The sequence below is a fragment of the Streptomyces sp. KL109B genome, from assembly GCF_030766935.1.
Classification (GTDB): domain Bacteria; phylum Actinomycetota; class Actinomycetes; order Streptomycetales; family Streptomycetaceae; genus Streptomyces.
This window is the reverse complement of sequence record NZ_JASERL010000003.1, coordinates 292,654-313,031: the sequence shown is the minus strand read 5'-3', so window position 1 is coordinate 313,031 and position 20,378 is coordinate 292,654. Positions and strand designations below refer to the sequence as shown.

The 20,378-nt window shown below is 70.0% G+C and carries 11 protein-coding genes and 1 tRNA gene; 5 read left to right on the top strand and 7 right to left on the bottom strand.

Annotation, left to right across the window (positions count from 1 at the left end; genetic code table 11):
* Positions 1 to 86: 86 nt before the first annotated feature.
* The 3 genes from RBJ65_RS12755 (at position 87) to RBJ65_RS12745 (ending at position 8,711) form a co-directional block, all read left to right on the top strand.
* Positions 87 to 5,207: a DUF5979 domain-containing protein gene (locus RBJ65_RS12755; protein WP_306318369.1), complete on the top strand. Its 5,121-nt coding sequence runs from the start codon at positions 87 to 89 to the stop codon at positions 5,205 to 5,207.
* A gap of 322 nt (positions 5,208 to 5,529) precedes the next feature.
* Positions 5,530 to 7,227, top strand: a complete 1,698-nt coding sequence (locus RBJ65_RS12750; protein WP_306318370.1) for a CdaR family transcriptional regulator — start codon at positions 5,530 to 5,532, stop codon at positions 7,225 to 7,227.
* Between the two features lie 146 nt (positions 7,228 to 7,373).
* The gene (locus RBJ65_RS12745; RefSeq protein ID WP_306318371.1) at positions 7,374 to 8,711 is read left to right on the top strand and encodes an MFS transporter; all 1,338 of its coding nucleotides are present in this window, start codon (positions 7,374 to 7,376) and stop codon (positions 8,709 to 8,711) included.
* Between the two features lie 202 nt (positions 8,712 to 8,913).
* On the opposite strand, the gene RBJ65_RS12740 is transcribed toward RBJ65_RS12745, so the two are convergent.
* Positions 8,914 to 8,987 (bottom strand) — tRNA-Gly (locus tag RBJ65_RS12740).
* Positions 8,988 to 9,522: 535 nt separating this feature from the next.
* Here RBJ65_RS12740 and dcd point away from each other — a divergent pair.
* A complete protein-coding gene (dcd, locus tag RBJ65_RS12735; protein ID WP_306318372.1) occupies positions 9,523 to 10,098 on the top strand; it encodes a dCTP deaminase in 576 nt (191 codons plus the stop codon).
* 11 nt (positions 10,099 to 10,109) lie between these two features.
* On the top strand, positions 10,110 to 10,619 hold the full coding sequence (locus RBJ65_RS12730) for a phosphoribosyltransferase (protein ID WP_306318374.1): 510 nt from the start codon (positions 10,110 to 10,112) through the stop codon (positions 10,617 to 10,619).
* Between the two features lie 68 nt (positions 10,620 to 10,687).
* On the opposite strand, the gene RBJ65_RS12725 is transcribed toward RBJ65_RS12730, so the two are convergent.
* The 6 genes from RBJ65_RS12725 to RBJ65_RS12700 form a co-directional block, all read right to left on the bottom strand.
* On the bottom strand, positions 10,688 to 11,632 hold the full coding sequence (locus RBJ65_RS12725) for a Yip1 family protein (protein WP_306318375.1): 945 nt from the start codon (positions 11,630 to 11,632) through the stop codon (positions 10,688 to 10,690).
* 29 nt (positions 11,633 to 11,661) lie between these two features.
* A complete protein-coding gene (locus tag RBJ65_RS12720; protein WP_306318376.1) occupies positions 11,662 to 13,161 on the bottom strand; it encodes an FG-GAP and VCBS repeat-containing protein in 1,500 nt (499 codons plus the stop codon).
* A gap of 176 nt (positions 13,162 to 13,337) precedes the next feature.
* Positions 13,338 to 14,651, bottom strand: coding sequence for a VCBS repeat-containing protein (locus RBJ65_RS12715; protein WP_306318377.1), 1,314 nt, complete (start codon positions 14,649 to 14,651; stop codon positions 13,338 to 13,340).
* A gap of 69 nt (positions 14,652 to 14,720) precedes the next feature.
* Complete coding sequence (locus RBJ65_RS12710; RefSeq protein ID WP_306318378.1) at positions 14,721 to 16,115, bottom strand: FG-GAP and VCBS repeat-containing protein; 1,395 nt, start codon at positions 16,113 to 16,115, stop codon at positions 14,721 to 14,723.
* A 60-nt stretch (positions 16,116 to 16,175) separates the two neighbouring features.
* Positions 16,176 to 17,735 (bottom strand): FG-GAP-like repeat-containing protein, encoded by a 1,560-nt coding sequence (locus RBJ65_RS12705; RefSeq protein WP_306318379.1) that lies wholly within the window; start codon positions 17,733 to 17,735, stop codon positions 16,176 to 16,178.
* 197 nt (positions 17,736 to 17,932) lie between these two features.
* On the bottom strand, positions 17,933 to 20,221 hold the full coding sequence (locus RBJ65_RS12700; RefSeq protein ID WP_306318380.1) for a (Fe-S)-binding protein: 2,289 nt from the start codon (positions 20,219 to 20,221) through the stop codon (positions 17,933 to 17,935).
* Positions 20,222 to 20,378: the final 157 nt, after the last annotated feature.

Here is a 20,378-nt window from a genome sequence, read left to right as displayed (position 1 = left end):
CCATACGGGCTAAATGTCTGATAGATCGTCAATAATCCGGCATGCCATAACGTGCGCATAAGGGACCCCGCCCTACCGTCGCGCCCATGTCCAAGGTCGTCGTGTTGCTCAGGGGAAGCCCATCCCGCCCATCCCGCCTACGTGCACTGGTCGTCGTCACGGCGGTGCTGAGCCTGCTCTTCGGATCCACGGCGCTGGCCGCCCCCGCGGCCGTCGCCGACGACCCGATGAGTTCGGTCGGCATCACCAAGACCAATGATGCCGACGGGCCGTTGGAGCCCGGTGACGAGTTCATCTACACGCTCAACGGGCAGTGCTCCGGCCTGGACGTGGACTGCGTGAACTTCACGGTCACCGACACGCTCCCGGAAGGGCTGGAGGTGACCGACCTCCCGAAATCGGACAGCACCCGTGACGTCACCTACGACGAGTCGACGCGGCAGCTGACGATCGTCTACAAGCAGCCGCTGCAGAACCCTGAGGGCGAGACCGGCCTGCGGGCGGGCCAGGCGGGCTCGGTGGAGATCGGGATGCGGGTGCCGGCCGACACACAGTTGGAGGACGGCACCACCATCACCAACACCGCGAAGGCGGAAGCCGACAACGCGGACCCGAAGACCTCCGACTCGGACATCACGATCAACATCCCGCGCGTGGTCAAGCCGGTCACGACCAAGGACTGGGAGGACGGCTCGGCGGTCGCGCTGTCCGGCGAAGAGTCCACGATCAAGCTGAACGTGCGCAACAACTCCTCGTCGTCGGCCGAGGTCACCGAGCTGTCGGTGTCCGACGACACCGAGGAGACCTTCGAGTACTTCGACTTCACCGGCGCCACCGTCACCGCGTTCCCCAAGGGCGCCGACCAGGCGAAGCTGGTGGTCACCACCTCCGACGGGCAGACCCACACCGGCGACACCATCACCTCGCCCGGCGAACTGCCGATGCCGGACGGGGTGGACCCGGGCGATGTCGTCGGCTTCGAGGTCGTCTTCACCAACAGCAACGGCGACCCGCTGCCCTACGACGAGAACGGCGGCAGCGTCGACGTCGGCATGAAGCTGCGGGACACCAAGCGCTCGGACGGCTCGAAGCTGGAGCCCACCGACAAGATCACCGTCAACAACTGCGCGACCCCGGCCGCGAAGGAGACGACGGACGGCGACGTCAAGGGCGACCAGGCCTGCGACACGTACGACATCCTGCCGGACATCCTGGTCCTGGACTCGACGAAGAAGTACTACGCCGACACCAACGGCGACTTCTCCAAGGGCTCCAACGAGCACGCGGTCATCGGTGAGAACTCCCCGGTCAGCACGGGCGTCGACGTCACGAACAAGTCGCCGTTCAAGGTGAAGACGATGACGATCACCGAGCCGGACGCGGACGCGACCAGCGAGTTCGACAAGCTCGACGTCGACAAGGTGCGGCTGCGCTTCCCCGCGGGCGCCACCGAGGCGAAGCTGACCGTCACCTGCGCCGACGACACCACCCGCACGCAGACGTACACGGCGAACGCGACCTACGACGTCCCCGAGGACTGCAAGCAGGTCAAGAAGGTCGAGGTCGTCTACTCCGGCGTCGACGCGGACGGCAATCCGTCGATCGCCGAGGGCGCCACCGCAGGCCTCGACCTGCACGGCACGCTGACCGACGACGTCGACGCCGCGGACGTGGCCGACGGCGTCAGCAACTGCGCGGGCTACAAGGGCGACGCGGGCCGCTCCGACGGCAGCGGCACCGCCTCCGGCAGCGCGTGCGCGAACCTCATCGTCGAGGACCCGGACGGCAACGGCAGCGGCGTCAAGACCGTCAGCCAGACCGACGTGCCGCCGGGCCAACCCATCGACATGCAGCTGAAGTTCACCAACACCGGCAACCTGCCGCTGCACGACGTGGTCATCACCGACCCTTCGGCCGACGAGAACGGCAAGCCCGGCAGCGCCAGCCCCTTCGACAAGCTGGAGATCACGTCCGTCTCCGTCTCGCCGTCCGACGCACCGGTGAAGCTCCAGGTCTACGACCCGGACACGGACGCCTGGGTCGACTACGACGGCGTCTCCCCCGACGTGCTCGCCCGTGCCACCGGTGTACGCGGCGTCTACGACGGCGAGATGGCGCCGGGCGACAACGTCACCATCAACGTCACCGCCGAGCGCCGCGACGGCGTCGAGAACGGCGAGACGTTCCAGAACTGCTTCTCGGTCACGGCCAAGGACAGCCAGGGCGGCGACGTCAACGGCAGCGACTGCAAGACCATGGAGACCGGCCCCGCCAACGACGGCGCTTCTCTCAACAAGACCATCGCCCCCGGCCAGCTCCCCGAGCACGTGGACGGACTGCCGCGCCAGCACGCGGACATGACGCTCACCGTCCGCAACACCGGCAACATGTCGGCCAAGTACCTGAAGATCATCGACGAGGACGACGAATTCTTCGACGCCGTGGACCTCGTATCCATCAAGTCGAACCAGATGCCGGCCGGCGCCAACCGCGTACAGATCGACGCGTATGTGAACGGCCAGTGGGTCAACGGCACCCCGTCCGCCGACGCCGCCCTGCCGTCCGGAGTGAACGCCGCCGACGTCACCGGCATCCGCGCCACGTACTCGTCGACGAGCACCACCAACGACGGCTACGTGATCAAGCCCGAGTGCGGCGACGCCAGCTGCTCCGGCATCCTCGTCCTCGACGTCAGCCCGCGGCCCACGCTGCGCAGCAGCGGCGAGCCGGTTCCGGACCACCTGGTGGACCACGCCACCGGCCAGTTCCTCACCAAGGTCGAGGACGAGGACAAGCCCCGGGACATCGAAGAGGTCGAGGCCACCCTCGACCTCGTCAAGGGCGACCCCAAGCTCGACGTCGACAAGACCCCGGACACGGTGCTCTCCCCGGGCGAGGACGCCCCCTTCGATCTGAAGGTCACCAACACCGGTACGGCGAACGTCCCGAACCTCGTCGTCAAGGACGACCTCCCCGAGGGCATCGCGTTCGACGACACCTTCCAGGGCGACAACGGCGAGCCGTACAAGATCAACGACGAGAGGGAACCGGACGGGACCACCCCCATCCCAACCCCGAAGTTCAGTCAGACCACCGACGGCGAGCGGGTCTCCGGGCTCACCTGGGACTTCTCCAAGGACGACGACGGCAAGGACTGGAACTTCCCGCCCGGCGGCAGCTTCACCATCGAGATCCACGTGAAGCTGGAGGCCGGCATCCGCGCCGACGAGACCGTCACCAACACGATGGGCGCCACCTCGACCGACCCGGACCTGGCCTGCGAGGACGCGAGCGAGGCGGAGGAGAACGGCGCCATGTTCGGCTCCGGCCTGTACTGCGTCGACGACGCGAAGCTGACGGCCAAGACCGGCGCCGCGTTCACCGCCCGCAAGTGGGTCTCCGGCAACGACAGCCTCGGCTGGTACAACACCAAGACCGGGGAGACCGTCGACGTCGGCGACGACTCCTGCCTGATGACGACCGACTCCACCGGCCGCAAGTACACCGCCAACCCGTGCATCGCCCTGGTCAACCCCGGTGACCAGTACCACTACTTGATGCGCCTGCGGAACGCGGGCACCGAGGACGGCACCAACATGCGCATCGTCGACCGGTTCCCGGTCGCGGGCGACAAGGGCGTCATCCTCGACCAGGACCGCAAGACCGCCTGGGACAAGCGCCCCACCCTCGCCTCCGAGCCGAAGCTCGACGGCAGCAGCCCCGGCGAGATGACCACGAAGTACGAGAACGACGAGCCGCTGTGCACCGACGACCTGAACATGGGCGACGCCGGTTCGACCGCCGACCGGTGCGACTCCGGCACCTGGGACGACGCGTACAGCAACAAGGCACGCGGCGCCAATATGGACCTGAAGTTCCCGCAGCCGCTGGAGCCCGGCGGCACCGTCGACATCACGTACGCGATGGACACCCCGCTCGACGTCGCCCACAACGGCGACCCGACCATCGCCTGGAACTCCTACGCCCACAACGAGACCACCGACCGCGCCGGCTCCCCGCGCGTGCTCCAGGCCAATGAGCCGATCAAGGTCGGCGTCGCCCTCTCCTACGGCGAGCTGCGGCTGGTGAAGCGCCTCGGCGAACACCCGGACAAGGCGACGGACCTGCTCCGCAGGATCCCGTACCCGTACCACGTGACCTGCACCATCGACCCGCAGGGACGGCCGCCGGAGGTGGTCCTCAACGAGGACTACCGGGTGTCCGTGAACGACCCGGTCAACATCAAGGGCATCCCGGCGGGCGCCAAGTGCCGCATCTGGGAGACCTCGGCCCGCGGCGGCCAGTCCGACCACCCCAGAAGCAACCCCGTCGAAGTCACCATCCAGCCCAACATCGGCCCGGAGACCCCGCAGTTCGCCCGGATCTCCAACACCTACGAGTTCGGCGCCCTGACCCTGAACAAGTCGCTCGACGGCGACGCGGCGGGCTACGCCGACGACGGCCGCACGTACGGCGTCGACGTCTCCTGCACCCTGCCGAACGCGGCGGGCCAGCCGAGCGACCGCATCCTCCACAAGACGTACGAGGTGAAGGCCGGCGAACCCGTCACCATCAAACCCCTCCCGGTGAACACCCGTTGCTGGGCCGAGGAGGTGGACACCGGCGGCGCGGCGAAGGCCACGGTCGACCACGGCTCCGCCGACAACCCGACGGTGGTCACGACGTCCGACTCCGACGCCCAGGCGTCCATCAACATCACCAACACCTTCCCGGCGGCCGACCTCACGGTCCGCAAGCACGTGGTGAACGGGGGAGCGGGCCCGTACGACTTCGCCCTGTCCTGCACCACGGACCACGGCGACGTACCCCTCTCCCCGTCCGACAGCTCCTTCTCCCTCAAGGACGGCGAGGACCGCACGATCTCCGTCCCGGAGGGCGCCACCTGCACGGTTGAGGAGACGAACGTGCCGACCGGCGACACGGTCACGTACGAGGCGTCCTCCGACGACGGCACGGACGGCGAGGTCAAGGTCGACGGCTCGGCGACGGTCGACGTCACGAACACCTTCCCGGAGGAGGGCGGTTCCACCGGCGGCACCACGGGAGGCACCACGGGAGGCGACGGCGGCGGCCACCTCGCCGACACCGGCTTCCGCGACTGGACCCTCCTGGGCGCCCTGCTCACGGTCCTGACCCTCGCGACCGGCTTCACGATCCGCACCATGTCCCGCAAAAACCGCCCCTGACCCCCTGACCCCCTGCCCCCCTGACACCACCGCTCCCCGCACCCCTTCTTGGGGCGACGGGGAGCGGTGCGTTTTTTGGGAGGGGGCGCGGGGAACTGCGCATCTTTTGGTCACGGGGGCGCTGCGGTTACGAGGGTCCGTGGGGGAGTCGCAGGTTTTTTTGGGGGCGCGGGGAACTGCGCATCTTTTGGTCACGGGGACGCCGCGATTACCAGGGCCGCAGCGAACTCCACGTTCACAGGGGCGCGGGGAACTGCGCAAACCCGGCAACGACGCGACCGCACCCACCCCACTGACCCCACTTCACGCCTACGCTGCCCCGGTGGACGACACACCACCGGAGACCAGAACCCCGGCCCCCCGGCCCCACGCCAACGTGGCCGCCCTGACCCGCCGCCTCACGGAAACCCTGGAACCGCCCCCGGTCCACTGCGGCCCGGACGACGCCACCGTCCACGACATCGTCATCGCCGAACCGACCGACCCCCTCGACGACGTCACCGGCACCCTCGTACTCGCCATCGGCACCCGCGAACCGGAGGAAGCGGCGGCGATGGTGACGGCAGCCGCCCACGCGGGCGCGACCGCACTCGCCCTGCGCATCGACGACGACGCCAGCAACGGCGACGGCCTGCCGGAGGCAGTACGCACGGCCGCACAAACCACCGGCATCGCCGTCCTCGGCCTGCCACCCGCCCTGCGCTGGGACCGCGTAGAGGCCGAACTCCGCGCCGTACTCGCCGCCCCCGCAGGCGAGTTCACCCCTGGCCGCAACGGCGACCTCTACTCCCTCGCCCAGACCGTCGCGACGCTCACCCACGGCGTGGTCAGCCTGGAGGACGGCGCCCACCGCGTCCTCGCCTACGCGGGACCCGGCGAAGAGGCCGACGAACTGCGCCGCGCCACCATCCTCGGCCGCAGCTGCCCCGAACCGTATCTGGCACTGCTGCGCCACCTCGGCGTCCACCAACGGGTCCGCGCAAGCGACGAGGTGGTCACGGTCGACGAGCGGCCGGACATGGGCGCACGCCGCCGCGTCGTCATCGGCATCAACGCCGGACGCCGCCCGCTCGGCACCATCTGGGTGCAGGAGGGCGCCCGCCCGCTCGCCGAACGGACCCCACAACTCCTGCGCGGCGCGGCCCGAATAGCCGCGCTGCAACTCGTCGACCACTACTTCCAGGGCGACGCCGGCGCCCGGCTCGCCACCCGCGAGGACCTCAGCCACGGCCTCCTCACCGGCCGCTTCGACTCCGCCGCACTCGCCGCCCACCTGGGCATCGACCCGGCGGCCGGCGCCGACGTCGTCGCCGTGGACCTGCGCGACACCGCCGCCGCGACCGACGCCGTGCGGGCCGATGCCCGGCGCGCGGAGGCAGCGGGCATCGTCTCCGTGCACGTGGCGGCGCACCGGGAGAACGCCCTTGTGGCCCAGGCCTGCGGCCAGATCTACGCGATCCTGCCGACGCCCACGGGCGCGTACGAGGACGAGGGCCCCCTCGTCCGCTGGGCCGAGGACCTGGTCGCCACGCTGCGGCGGTTGACCGGCACCCCGGTCCAGGCCGTCCTCGCGGGCCGCGCCGAACGCCTCGCCGACGTCCCCGCCGTCAAGCTCCGCGGCCACCGCGCCCTGCAACTCCTCGCCCGCACCCCGGAGTCGACGGTCGGCACGCACACCCGCCTCGCCCCGGCCCTCCTCGTCCGCGACACCCTGGAACTCCTCGACCGCTCCCCGGAGCTCCGCTTCCCCGCGGTGGCGGCCCTCGTCACCCGCGACCGCGAGCAGGGCACAGAGCTGGCCCGCTCCCTCCTCCGCTACCTCGACGCGTTCGGCGACGTCGCGGCCGTGGCCAAGCGCCTCAACGTGCACCCCAACACGCTGCGCTACCGCGTCCGCAGGGCCGTGGCCCTGACCGGCCTCGACCTCGAAGACCCCGAACACCGCCTCGCCGCGACCCTCCAACTCCGCCTCGACCTGGCCGCGACGGATACCCCGGACACGGCGTTCCCCGGCGCCTGAACGGGACACCTGTCGGCGCGGACAGGACGCGGCGGCCAGCCCTGTCCGAGCGAACAAATCACGGGACCCACGCTCCGGCCTAGGTTCACACCACGCCGCACAAGGCGCCCCGTCCCCGCTCCACGCCCATCCCCGGAGGCCGCCCCATGCCCGAATCGCCCTCCCCCGCCCCGCCCGGCAGCACGCACGCCGCCACCACCACCGCCACCCCACCCGCCTCCGGCATGCGCCGCATCGCCACCGCGAGCTTCATCGGCACGGCCATCGAGTTCTACGACTACTACATCTACGGAACCGCGGCTGCCCTCGTCCTCAACGAGGCCTTCTTCCCCGAACTCTCGGACGCGGCAGGCACCTTGGCCACCCTGTCCACCTTCGCCGTCGGCTTCGCGGCCCGCCCCCTGGGCGCGGCGGTCTTCGGCCACTTCGGCGACCGGGTGGGCCGCAAGACGGTCCTGGTCGTATCGCTGCTCATGATGGGCCTGTCCACGGGCCTGATCGGCCTGCTCCCCGGCTACGACACCCTGGGCGTGGCGGCCCCGGTCCTCCTGGTCCTGCTCCGCGTGATCCAGGGCATCGGCCTCGGCGGCGAATGGGGCGGCGCGGCACTGCTCGCCGTGGAACACGCCCCGAAGCGCAAACGCGGCTTGTACGCCTCGGCGCCCCAAATGGGCTCCCCCGTCGGCTACTTCGCCGCCACCCTCACCTTCCTCCTGATGTCCTCGGCCCTGGACGACGCGTCCTTCGACAGCTGGGGCTGGCGCATCCCCTTCCTGCTGTCCTTCGTCCTGGTCGCGGTGGGCCTGGCCATCCGCCTCAAGATCTCCGAGACGCCCGCCTTCGCGAAGGTCACCGCACAGCGCGAAACGGCGAAGGCCCCCCTCGCCGACGCCTTCCGCGAGCACCCCAGGGAAATGCTGCTCGGCGCGGGCATGATCACCGTCGTCTACGTGATGTTCTACACGGCGGCCACGTACTGCATGACGTACACGACCGACGACCTCGGCATCCCCAAGAACGACATGCTGCTCCTGACCCTCGTCGCGGTCACCGTCCTGGGCATCTCCACGTACGCCGTCGCCCGCTGGTCGGACCGGGTGGGCCGCCGCAAACTCATCATCGGCGGCGCGGCGTTCGGCGTCGTCTGGGGCGCACTCCTCTTCCCCCTCCTCGACACCGGCAACTACGTTCTGATCGCCGTCGCCCTCAGCGGCGCCCTGCTCTGCATGGGCATCATCTACGGCCCGGCCGGCGCCTACCTCCCCGAACTCTTCGCCACCCGCCTGCGCTACTCCGGCGCCGGCTTCTCCTACAACCTCGGCGGCGTCCTCGGCGGCGCCGCCGCCCCCCTGGCCGTCACCGCCCTCGCCGAGACCTACAACGCCTCGGTCGGCGGCTGGTTCATGAGCGCCATGGCCCTCCTCTCCCTCCTCTGCGCCCTCGCCCTCCCGGAAACCCGCACCCGCGACCTCGACACCATCTGAGAACACATCTGAGAACACACAAGAACCCCAGGCCCTCGGCCTGGGGTTCTTGTGCGCCGTTGAGGCCTCCGCCTGGGGGTAAGGCGCCGAGCGCCCTCAGCCGTGATCATTCGGCCTGCACCGCCACACTAAGCGTGGCGGGTTTCTGTCGCATGTGCACGGACAGCAAAAAGCCCCGGGCCGCTGGCCTGGGGCTTCTTCATGGAGCGGGTGACGAGAATCGAACTCGCGCTCTAAGCTTGGGAAGCTTATGTTCTACCATTAAACTACACCCGCGCAGTACGGCCGTTGAACGATCCGTACTGGCGGACACTGTACCCCATGCCGGGCCCCGGGCGCTCCTGCCCCGGGGCCCTGCTGCGTTGTGCGGGGTGGAAGTGACTGCGGGTGAAGGGAGTTGAAGCGTACGGTGGGGGCTCCGGCCGTTGACGATTCTCTGCGGGGTGCCGCCTGGATTGGCGTCCCTTTCATCCCGTAATGTTGCTTTTCGTCGTCGGCCGGGAAACTGGCCAAATGGCTCCGTGGGGAAGGGACTCCGGGACTTGATGGACTCGATGGATCGCACCGTCGTCCGATGTGCCGAAGGGCACGTGTTCAGCACCGCTTCGTTCCCGATGCAGCAGGCCGACCGCCTTGGTCCGAGCCGGCTGATTCGGTGTCCGCGGTGCGCGCGACTTCGGCACGCCGTTCCTGTGGGACCGGACGAGCGGTAAGCGGCACCGCATCGCGGACACGGCGCGCGGGCCCGCCACGAACCCCGACCGAATGGCCGGATTGTGGCGGGCCCGCGCGCCTTGCGTATCCTCGCTACGTGCTTCTCTCAGACAAGGACATCCGGGCCGAGATCGACGCCGGACGGGTCCGCATCGATCCCTACGACGAGTCGATGGTGCAGCCGTCGAGTATTGATGTGCGTCTCGACCGGTACTTCCGGGTGTTCGAGAACCACAAGTACCCGCACATCGACCCGAGCGTCGAGCAGTCGGAGCTGACGCGAGAGGTGGTGCCGGAGGGCGACGAGCCGTTCATCCTGCACCCCGGCGAGTTCGTGCTCGCGTCGACGTACGAGGTCATCAGCCTTCCCGAGGATCTGGCCTCGCGGCTGGAAGGGAAGAGTTCGCTGGGGCGGCTCGGGCTCGTCACGCACTCCACCGCCGGCTTCATCGACCCCGGCTTCAGCGGGCACGTGACGCTCGAACTCTCGAATCTCGCGACGCTGCCGATCAAGCTGTGGCCGGGGATGAAGATCGGGCAGCTGTGCATGTTCCGGCTGTCGTCACCCGCCGAGTTCCCGTACGGCAGCGAGCGCTACGGTTCGCGTTACCAGGGACAGCGCGGCCCGACCGCCTCCCGTTCCTTCCTCAACTTCCATCGGACCCAGGTGTGAGCAGCAGCGACATGAGTGACGGCGTGAACCCCGAGCGCGAGAACCTTACGTACGAGAAGTTCGGCGTCGCCATGCGCGAGCTCGCGCAGACCATCGCCGACGACGGGTACCGGCCCGACATCATCCTGAGCATCGCGCGCGGCGGCGTCTTCGTCGCCGGTGGGCTCGGGTACGCGCTGGACGTGAAGAACATCCACCTCGTGAACGTGGAGTTCTACACCGGCGTCGGGACCACGCTCGAAATGCCGGTCATGCTCGCGCCCGTGCCGAACGCGATCGACTTCAGCGACAAGAAGGTGCTCATCACCGACGACGTCGCGGACACCGGCAAGACGCTGAAGCTCGTGCACGACTTCTGCCTCGACACCGTCGCCGAGGTGCGCTCGGCCGTCGTCTATGAGAAGTCCCACTCGCTCGTGAAGTGCGAGTACGTGTGGAAGCGTACGGACGAGTGGATCAACTTCCCGTGGAGCGTCGAGCCGCCCGTCGTACAGCGGGAGGGGCAAGTGCTCGACGCCTGAGCGGCGCGCGCCACGACCAACGGAATGAGGGGCCCCGCGGGGCCCCTCATTCCGTTGCACGGGCGGTTCTAGAACGTGCCCAGCTTGATGATCGAGAGCAGGGCGATCAGCTGGATCGCCGAGGCCGCGAGCGCCTTCGGCCAGGGCAGGTCGTGGGACTTGGAGATCATCGTGGTCAGCAGGGCGCCCGCCACGGCCCAGGTCGCCCAGCCGATGACCTGGACGAACATCTCGTTGCCGCCGAGGAACATGCCGAACAGCAGGCGCGGGGCGTCCGTGAGGGCGGCGATCAGCATGGACAGGCCGACCGTGGGCTGCCAGGCGCCGTTGCCGCCGAGCTGGCGGGCCAGGGTGTGGGTGACGATGCCGAGCACGAAGAAGCTGATCGTGATCGCGACGCCGGTCGTCAGGACGTAGGGGATCGCCGCGGACATCGTGGCGTTGATGACGTCCTCGCGGGCGCCGTCGAAGCCGAAGATCGCGAGGAGGCCGTACAGGAACGTGACGATGAGGGCCGGGCCCCACATCGCGTAGTCCCGCATCCGCATATACGTGTCGGCCGGGCGGAACACGACGCCGGACAGCAGCTGCTTCCAGTGCAGCCGCGGGCCGATCGGTCCGGCCGGGGCGGCGCCCGCCTGGTAGGTGGCGCCCTGGGTGTACGCGTACGGGTCCCCGCTGTCGGGGTTCACCGAGAACGCCTGGGTGTGACCGGGGTTGTTCGCCGCGTACGGGTCGTGACCGCTGCCGGGGGCGCGGGGCGCGTTCGGGTCGCCGAAGTACTCCGGCTCACCGTGCCCGCCGTGCCCGCTGTTTCCGCCGTGGGCCTGCGGCCACTGCTGTGGGTACTGCTGCTGAGGGGGCCCGTACGGAGGGTGCCCCTGCGGCGCTTCGCGGTTGTCCCGGCCGCGTCCGTTCCTGAATCCAGCCACGTACTCGAACGTACCTGGTTTTCGGCGGCCGATGCCGGGCCCGGGGGAATCGGGCCCGGCATTGCGGCTGACCTGTGACATCCCTTACGGGAAGGGCATTAGGGGACCGGTCAGTCCGCCATGTCGACGCCCAGGAGCGGGGTGCCGCTCGGGGAGATGCCGAGGGTGGAGGTGTAGATGCCGCCGGGGGAGGAGAGGGTGGCGTCGGCGCCCGAGTTCAGGGCGTAGACCGCGCCGTTGGAGCCGTTCTCGCCGGGGGCGCCCACGGTCACGTCGCCGCGGCCGTCGCCGTTGAGGTCGTCGACGTGCACCTCGGCGCCGAAGACGTCTTCGGCCTCATTGGAGTTGGGCACGCCGGGGGTGTTCTGGTGGAAGGACTTGGAGCCCGTCCCGGTGATGCCGGAGCCGTCCGCCGCGCCGTACAGGACGGTGATGGCGCCGGCGTTCTTGACGCCGTCGAGGTCCTCGCCGGGCACGCCGACGACCAGGTCGAGGTGGCCGTCGCCGTTGATGTCGCCGAGGTCGAGCTCGTTGCCGAAGCTGTCGCCCGTCTCGCCGGAGCCGGGGACGCCGGAGGTGTCCTGGTCGATGGTCTGGACGCCGGAGACGTCCGGGCCGTTCGCGGTGCCGTGGGCGATCAGGGCCGCGCCGCCGAGCTGGGAGCCGGGCACACCGGAGCTGTTGTCCCAGGCCACGCCGAAGACGATGTCTCCCTTGCCGTCGCTGTCGACGTCACCCACATCCGTGATGATGCCGGCGGGCAGCTTCACGGCGCCGGACGCCGTGACGCCCGAAGCGGAGCCGGGCAGGTAGAAGTTGGCGTTGTAGGAGTAGTCGTCGGTCTCGCTGTCGAGCGGCTCGAAGCCGTTCACGAGCAGGTCCTCGACGCCGTCGCCGTTGATGTCGCCGGAGTGCAGGTTGTTGATGCCGCCGCCCTGGGCGCTGCCGAGCGCGGGCGCGGTCACCGTGTACGCGCCGCCGTTGCCGCCGGTGCGGGTGAAGCCGCCGCGGACGACGTCGACGGTCGTCGAGTTGGGCGTGCCGACGGCGAGGTCGTCGTGGCCGTCGCCGTTGAGGTCGGCGGCCTCCAGGAACTCGCCGAAGCGGTCGTGCTTCGACGGGCGCGGGTCGGCGACGGTCTTTCCGCCGGTCAGGCCGTTCGCCGAGCCCCACAGGACGGCGGCGGTGCCGCCGTCCTTGTCGGTGCCGACGTCCTCGCCCGCCGCGCCGACCACCAGGTCGTCGAAGCCGTCGCCGTCGAAGTCGCCGTACGCGGAGCTGACGCCGAAGTGGTCGCCGGTCTCGGCGCTGCCGGGCACGCCGGTCGAGTTCTGGCTGAGGGTGACGCGCTTGCCCCCGCCGTACAGGACGCTGATCTGCCCGGCTTCGGCGTGCCCGCTCACGGAGGCGAACGGTGCGGCCACGGCGTTGTCGGCGACGCCGTCGCCGTTGAAGTCGGCGTCGGACTTCGCGACTTCGGGGGTGGCCGCGGTCGCGGACCCCGCCGTGGTGACGAAGAACCCGCCGGTCAGGGCGGCTGCCGTGGCGGTGGCCATGGCGAGGCGGAGGCGGGTCGGGGAAGGGGCGGGAGTGCGTCTGTGCTTGGCCATTCGGTTGGCTCCTGCGGGAAGGGGACGCCTGGCGGGTGTCCCGTCAACTGGGTGCCGTTTCAGGGGAGTTCGCCTGGGGTTGTCCCGGGAGTCGCCCTGCGGTCGGCTTACAGGAGACTGTTGATGGGGCAGGAGGGTTGTACGGGTTCGGCCTCGGGAGTGAGGAGAAAGGGGCGTCAGGGTGTGAAGGCGCGCGTGGAGAAGGTGGGCCGGGGGCGGGCACGGGTCAGGACCGTCACTACGTCCCCGTTCCCCGACACCCGCTGCACCACGAGGTCGTCGCCCCCGTCCCCGTCGAAATCCGCGACCGCGACCACGCGCCCCGCGGCCGGGGCCGACCGCGCCTTCCCGGCCCCCGAGGACTCCACGATCCGTACGCGGCCGGAGCCGTCCGCGTCGCCCGACGACACGGCCAACTCGACCTTCCCGTCCCCGTCGAAGTCCCCCGTATGGACCCGGTCGCCGCCCCCGGCAACCCGTACCGCCCCATCACCCTCGCCCTCGCCCCCGCTCCCGTACACCGTGACGCCCCCTGCCCCAAGGACGGCCGCCCCGAAGCGGCCGAACGCCGCGTCCGTGCCCGCCGGGTAGCTCGCGCCCGCGGTGAATCCGTTCCGCCCGCCGAGGGCGACGGTCGAGCGCGCGGTGCCCGTGTGGGCGCGGATCAGGAGGTCGTCGGCGCCGTCGCCGTTGACGTCCGCTGCGGGCCCCGTCGGGACGTCGCCGCCGACCTCCGCGAGGCGGGCCGTGCCGCGCGGCGCGCCCGCGCGGGTGAACGGTCCTGGCAGGACGCTCAGCCGGCCCCCGCTCGCGTGCACCACGAGGTCCTCGCGGCCGTCGCCGTCGAAGTCCCCGCACACCGGCCGGTCCGGCCACTCGTTGCCGAACCGGGCCCGCGCCGGGATCTTCAACGTGACGCCCTCGCCGGAGATCCCGCGCGGCGAGCCGAAGAGCACGCGCAGGGGGACGGGCGGCATGCCCCGGCCGTCGTACGGCGGGTCGGTCGAGACCACCAGGTCGGCGAAGCCGTCCCGGTCGAGATCGCAGCTGGCCTCGGACGACAGGGTCGACGCCTTGTACGTCGCCGGGGACAGCAACTGCCGGGTGTCCGGCACGGGTCCGTGGCCCTTCTTCCCGTAGACGACGCCGATGCCGGGGTCGTCGCCGAGCCCGTCGTGGGCGAGAGCGTCGAGTACGAGGTCGGGGGCGCCGTCCCCGTTGAAGTCGGTGGGAAGCTTGCTGCCGGTGCCGCGCGGGATCGGCAGCGGCGCGCTCTGCCGCTGCTTGCCCGCCACGGTCACGGGCCGCTGGGCGCCGCCCCCGTTGCCGCCGCCGCTGCCGCCCCCGCACCCGGTGAGTACGGCGGCGGCGAGCAGTACGGCACACAGCGCCCCGCCGCCCCGCGTACCGCCCCGCGTACCGCCTCGCGCACCACTCCTCGTATCAACCCGCGTACCGACCCGCGTATCGACCCGCGTATCGACCGGCATCAGCAACTCCCCCACCCGTCCCATGAGTTGACAACCGTCCCATGATGACAGGCGGCGGCTGACGCGGCGTCAGCGCAGCGACGTACCGAAGGAGATGCCGGCCCCCGGCAGCCCGAAGTCGGAGCCGTTGAAGGACGTGGCGCCCGTCGTCGTCAGGTACGGCGACGAGCCGCGCAGCACCGTCACGGCGCCCGCGTCCATGGTCGTGCCGATGGCCTCGCCGGACGCGGCGGCGGCGAGGTCCGCGCGGCCGCCTCCGTTGATGTCCTTCAGCCGTACGCTCGACCCGAAGTGGTCGCCAGGCTCGGCGGTGCCCGGCACCCCGCTGGTGGCCTGGTGGTAGGCGCGGCCCGCGCTGATCGTGCCCTTGCCGCCCTTGAGGAGGACGACCGAACCGGTGCCCTTCACACCGTCCACGGTCTCGCCGGGCGCGCCCACCGCGACCTCCGCGCAGCCGTCGCCGTCCACGTCGCCGACCGCGACCGACGCCCCGAAACGGTCCTCGGCCTCCGTCGCGCCCGGCACCCCTTCGCTGTTCTGGGTGACCTTGTCCATGCCCTCCATCTCGTCGGTGAAGATGGTGGATCCGCCGTAGAACACCCAGATCGAGTTGTCCTCGGCCTGGCCGGTGACCAGGTCCGGGTATCCGTCGCAGTTCACGTCGCCGGTGGCGGCGGCCTCGGTCGTGGAGCCGGCGAACTGTCCGTCGATCCGCCCGGAGTAGTAGCCGACGTCCCCGGGGCCACCTCTGACCCACCCCGTGTACGGGCTGCCGTCGGCGTGCTTTCCGTAGAGGACGTACGTGTAGATCTTCCCGGTGCCCGCGCCGTTGAACTGGTCGGCCGTGAGCCCTTCGAGGGTCACGTCGGACGGGACGAACTCGAACTCCGGCCCGTAGGCGTCCTCGGGCTTGTTGGATTCGGAGTACCACCACCACTTCTTGGCGCTGACGACGGCGAGCTGCGCGTGGTCGTCGCCGTCGAGGTCGACGAAGACGGCGCCCTCGCCGAAGCGTTCGTCGTCGGCGGAGGGCGCGTGGTAGACGGTGGCGCCCTTCGTGAAGCCGTTCGCGCCGCCCCAGACGACGTTCAGCGAGCCGCTCGCCCAGTCGGTGACCTGCTCGCCGGGGGCGCCGACGATCAGGTCCGCGTATCCGTCGCCGTTGACGTCTCCGCTGGTGACGTTCTCCCCGAACTCGTCCCCGCGCTCGCTGACTCCGGGCACGCCGGAGGTCTCCTGCGTGATCGTCACGGCCTTGCCGGTGCCCACGCCGGAGGACGAACCGAACGTCACCGTCACGGCGTTGGCGTTCGGTGTGCCGATGGCGAGGTCGCGGTAGCCGTCGCCGTTGAAGTCGTCCTTGAGCGTGCTCGCGGCGGACGCGGTCCCCGCGAGGGGGAGGGTGAGGCCGCCCGCGGTGAGGGCGACCACCCCTGCGGCGATGGCGAGTTTCTTCAGTCGCACGTCAACTCCAGTGAAAGTTAAGGCAGTTGATCCCGGCAGGCGCCGTTTCGAAGACATGACCTAGTCGTCGATCGCCTCGCCGAACCGCGCTTTCAGGGACGGCGCGGACAGCGACCCCGCCCCGTACGTCCACGAGCCGGTGGCCGTGATGCCGCCCGTGCCGGCCGAGAACACCCACACCACGCCGTCGCCGGCGTTCTCGCCGGGTGCCGCCGCGAGGAGGCCGAAGCGGCCGTCGTCGTTGGGGTCGGTGAAGGAGACCTGGCCGCCGAACTTGTCGCCCTTCTCGGCCGCGCCCGGCACGTCCGCCGACGCCTGGTTGAAGGCGCGTACGTCGGTGGTCCGCAGGCCGAGGGCCGTTCCCCGCATCACCGTCACGGAGCCCGCGTCGGCGACGGTGTCGATGTCCTCGCCGGGCGCGCCGATCGCGACGTCGGCGTACCCGTCGCCGTTCGTGTCGCCGACGGAGAGGTCGGCGCCCCAGCCGTCGCCCTTCTCGGCGGTGCCGGGTACGTCGTCGGTGTCCTGCGTCCACCACTGCGGTTCCGCGACCGGCCCGTCGGCGGAGCCGTAGTGGACGCCGATCATGCCGCCGGTCGTCCAAGGGCCGCCGTCGTCGGGGCTGTGCGGCTCGCCGGTGACGATGTCGTCCTTGCCGTCGCCGTTGATGTCACCGGAGGCGGCGACCGGGCCGCCGCGCAGCGTGAGCGTCGGCAGCGGGTCGGCGTCGGCGGCGGTGCCGGGGATGACGTACGACCAGCCGTCTCCCGACTCGTCGCCGACGGAGAGGCCGGAGACGACGAGGTCGGCGTAGCCGTTGGCGTCGTAGTCGCCCGTGGTCAGGGACTTGGGCTCGATGGCGGTCGGCGCGGCGAGGGTGGCGGCCCGCGCGGTGGCGGTCGGCGCCTTGCCCTTGGGTGCCTCGGCCTTCGGGGCCTTGGTCGCGAAGTCGGTGCGGGAGTCGCGGACCAGCTTCTTCGATGCGGCCGCGGTGGATCTGGCCGTGGCCGCGGCCTCGTAGCGGAAGATCGCGAGTCCGGCCGAGTCGAGGACGGCGAGCAGGTCGCCGTCGCCGCCGTCGGTGAACCGGGCGGCGGCGAGCGCGGAGCCGAACGTGCCGCCCGCGGCGGGCTCGTCGGCCTCGACTCCCGTGCTGACACCGCCGGTCAGACCCTGCGGCGTGCCCCACAGGACGACGCCGCCGCCCGAGTCGGTGACGGTGCCGAGGTCCTCGCCGGGCGAGCCGACGATCGCGTCGTCGTAGCCGTCGCCGTCGAGGTCTCCGGTGGCGACGGCCTGTCCGAACGCGTCGCCCGCCTCGGCGGCGCCGGGCACCCCGGTCGTGTTCTGGCTGAACACGGCGGAGCGGGACGTCCCGATCCCGCTCGCGGCGCCGTACTGGACGGTGACGACGCCGGCGCCGGCGTGCCCGCCGACGGTGGCCCCGGGGGCGCCGACGAGTACGTCGTCGTAACCGTCGCCGTTGAAGTCGGTGTTGCGGTCGTTCGCCCGGGTGGCGCCGGGTGTGCCCGCGTACGCGGACGGGGCGGCGGCGATGTACGTACCGGCGACGAGAAGGAACGAGGCCGCGGCGAGGGCGGCCGTACGGTTCTTGCGCACGAGCGGCTCCTTGGCTGAAGGAAGGCCGGGCAGCGCGGGGGGATGGCCGGAAAGGGCCCGTTCCTTGTCCGACGCACCGTTTGACACGGGATCAGCCGGAAGGGTTGTACGGGGCGCGACAAATGAAGAGGGCACCCCGTCGTGCCGGGGTGCCCTCAGGGACGTACGCGGACGTCAGGGACGTGCGCGGACGTCGGTTACTTCACCGGCTCCGGGTCCGGCTCGGGGGCGGTCTCGGTCTCAGCCTCGCCCGCCGGGTCGACCGGCGTCTTCACCGAGTCGAGCAGCAGCTGCGCGACGTCGACGACCGTGACGGACTCCTTCGCCTTGCCGTCGTTCTTCTTGCCGTTGACCGAGTCGGTCAGCATGACGAGGCAGAACGGGCAGGCGGTGGAGACGATGTCCGGGTTCAGACTCAGCGCCTCATCAACACGCTCGTTGTTGATGCGCTTGCCGATCCGCTCCTCCATCCACATCCGGGCACCACCGGCGCCGCAGCAGAAGCCGCGCTCCTTGTGGCGGTGCATCTCCTCGTTGCGGACGCCAGGGACGCTGGCGATGATCTCGCGCGGCGGCGTGTAGATCTTGTTGTGGCGGCCCAGGTAGCACGGGTCGTGGTACGTGATGATGCCCTCGACCGGGGTGACCGGGGTCAGCTTGCCCTCGTCGACGAGGTGCTGGAGCAGCTGCGTGTGGTGGATTACCTCGTAATCCCCGCCGATCTGCGGGTACTCCTTGCCGATCGTGTTGAGGCAGTGCGGACAGGTCGCGACGATCTTCTTGGCGGTACGCGGCTTCTTGGACTCGGCCGTGACGTTGCCCTCGTCGTCGTACTCCTCGCCGAACGCCATGTTGAGGGACATGACGTTCTCCTGGCCGAGCTGCTGGAACAGCGGCTCGTTGCCGAGGCGGCGGGCGGAGTCACCGGTGCACTTCTCGTCGCCGCCCATGATCGCGAACTTGACGCCCGCGATGTTGAGCAGCTCGGCGAAGGCCTTGGTGGTCTTCTTCGCCCGGTCCTCCAACGCGCCCGCGCAGCCGACCCAGTAGAGGTACTCGACCTCGGTGAGGTCCTCGATGTCCTTGCCGACGACCGGCACCTCGAAGTCGAGCTCCTTGAGCCACTCCAGGCGCTGCTTCTTGGCGAGGCCCCAGGGGTTGCCCTTCTTCTCCAGGTTCTTGAGCATCGTGCCCGCCTCGGACGGGAACGCGCTCTCGATCATCACCTGGTAGCGGCGCATGTCGACGATGTGGTCGACGTGCTCGATGTCGACGGGGCACTGCTCGACGCAGGCGCCGCAGGTGGTGCAGGACCACAGGACGTCCGGGTCGATGACGCCGTTCTCTTCGTGCGTGCCGATGAGCGGGCGCTCGGCTTCCGCGAGAGCCGCGGCCGGGACGTCCTTCAATGCCTCGGCCGAAGCCTGCTCCTCGCCCTCCATGTTCTTGCCGCCACCGGCGAGCAGGTACGGCGCCTTGGCGTGCGCGTGGTCGCGCAGCGACATGATGAGGAGCTTCGGGGAGAGCGGCTTGCCGGTGTTCCACGCGGGGCACTGCGACTGGCAACGACCGCACTCGGTGCAGGTGGAGAAGTCGAGCAGGCCCTTCCAGGAGAAGTGCTCGACCTGGGAGACGCCGTAGACGTCGTCCTCGCCCGGGTCCTCGAAGTCGATCGGCTCGCCCTTGGAGGTCATCGGCTGCAGCGCGCCGAGCGCGACGTCGCCGTCGGCCTCGCGCTTGAACCAGATGTTGGGGAAGGCCAGGAAGCGGTGCCAGGCGACACCCATGTCGGTCTTCAGGGCGACCGTGATCATCCAGATGAACGAGGTCGCGATCTTCACCATGGCGACGAAGTACACGATGTTCTGGAGCGCGCCGAGGCTGAGCCCCTTGAAGGCGAGGACCAGCGGGTACGAGGCGAAGAAGGACGCCTCGTAGTGGTCGAGCCCGTGCATCGTGGCCTCAAGGGCGTGCAGCACCATGATGCAGACGCCGATGATCAGGATGACGGCCTCGACGAAGTACGCCTGGCCGAAGTTCGAGCCGGCGAAGCGGGACTTGCGGCCCGCCTTGTTCGGCTTCGACAGCTGGCGGATCACGATGAGCGTGAGGATGCCGAGCGTCGTCATCAGGCCGATGAACTCGACGAAGATGTTGTACGGCGCCCACTCGCCGATGATCGGCAGCAGCCAGTCGGCCTGGAACAGCTGGCCGATGGCGTTCACGATCGTCAGCACGAGCGAGAAGAAGCCGACGGCGACGAACCAGTGCGCGAAGCCGACGATGCCCCACTTGTTCATGCGGGTGTGGCCGAGGAACTCCTTGACCACGGTGACGGTGCGCTGCACGGGTTCGTCGGTACGCGTCCCGGCGGGGACGTTCTGGCCGAGCCGCACGTAGCGGTAGATCTGCGCGATGGCTCGGACGAACAGAGCCACGCCGACCACGATCAGGGCCAGCGACACGATGATCGCGGCGAGTTGCATTTGGGGGCTCCTCGGGCCTGCGTTACTAAGCGGTAACTTAGGTTGTCTGTCCGAGACTACCCACTTACCAGTGCGCAATGTAGTCGCCGGGCTGGTGATCTGTGTCGCGCGCCCACCCCTATGGGCGGCGGTCAAGCGGATCGTGTTATTCACCCCA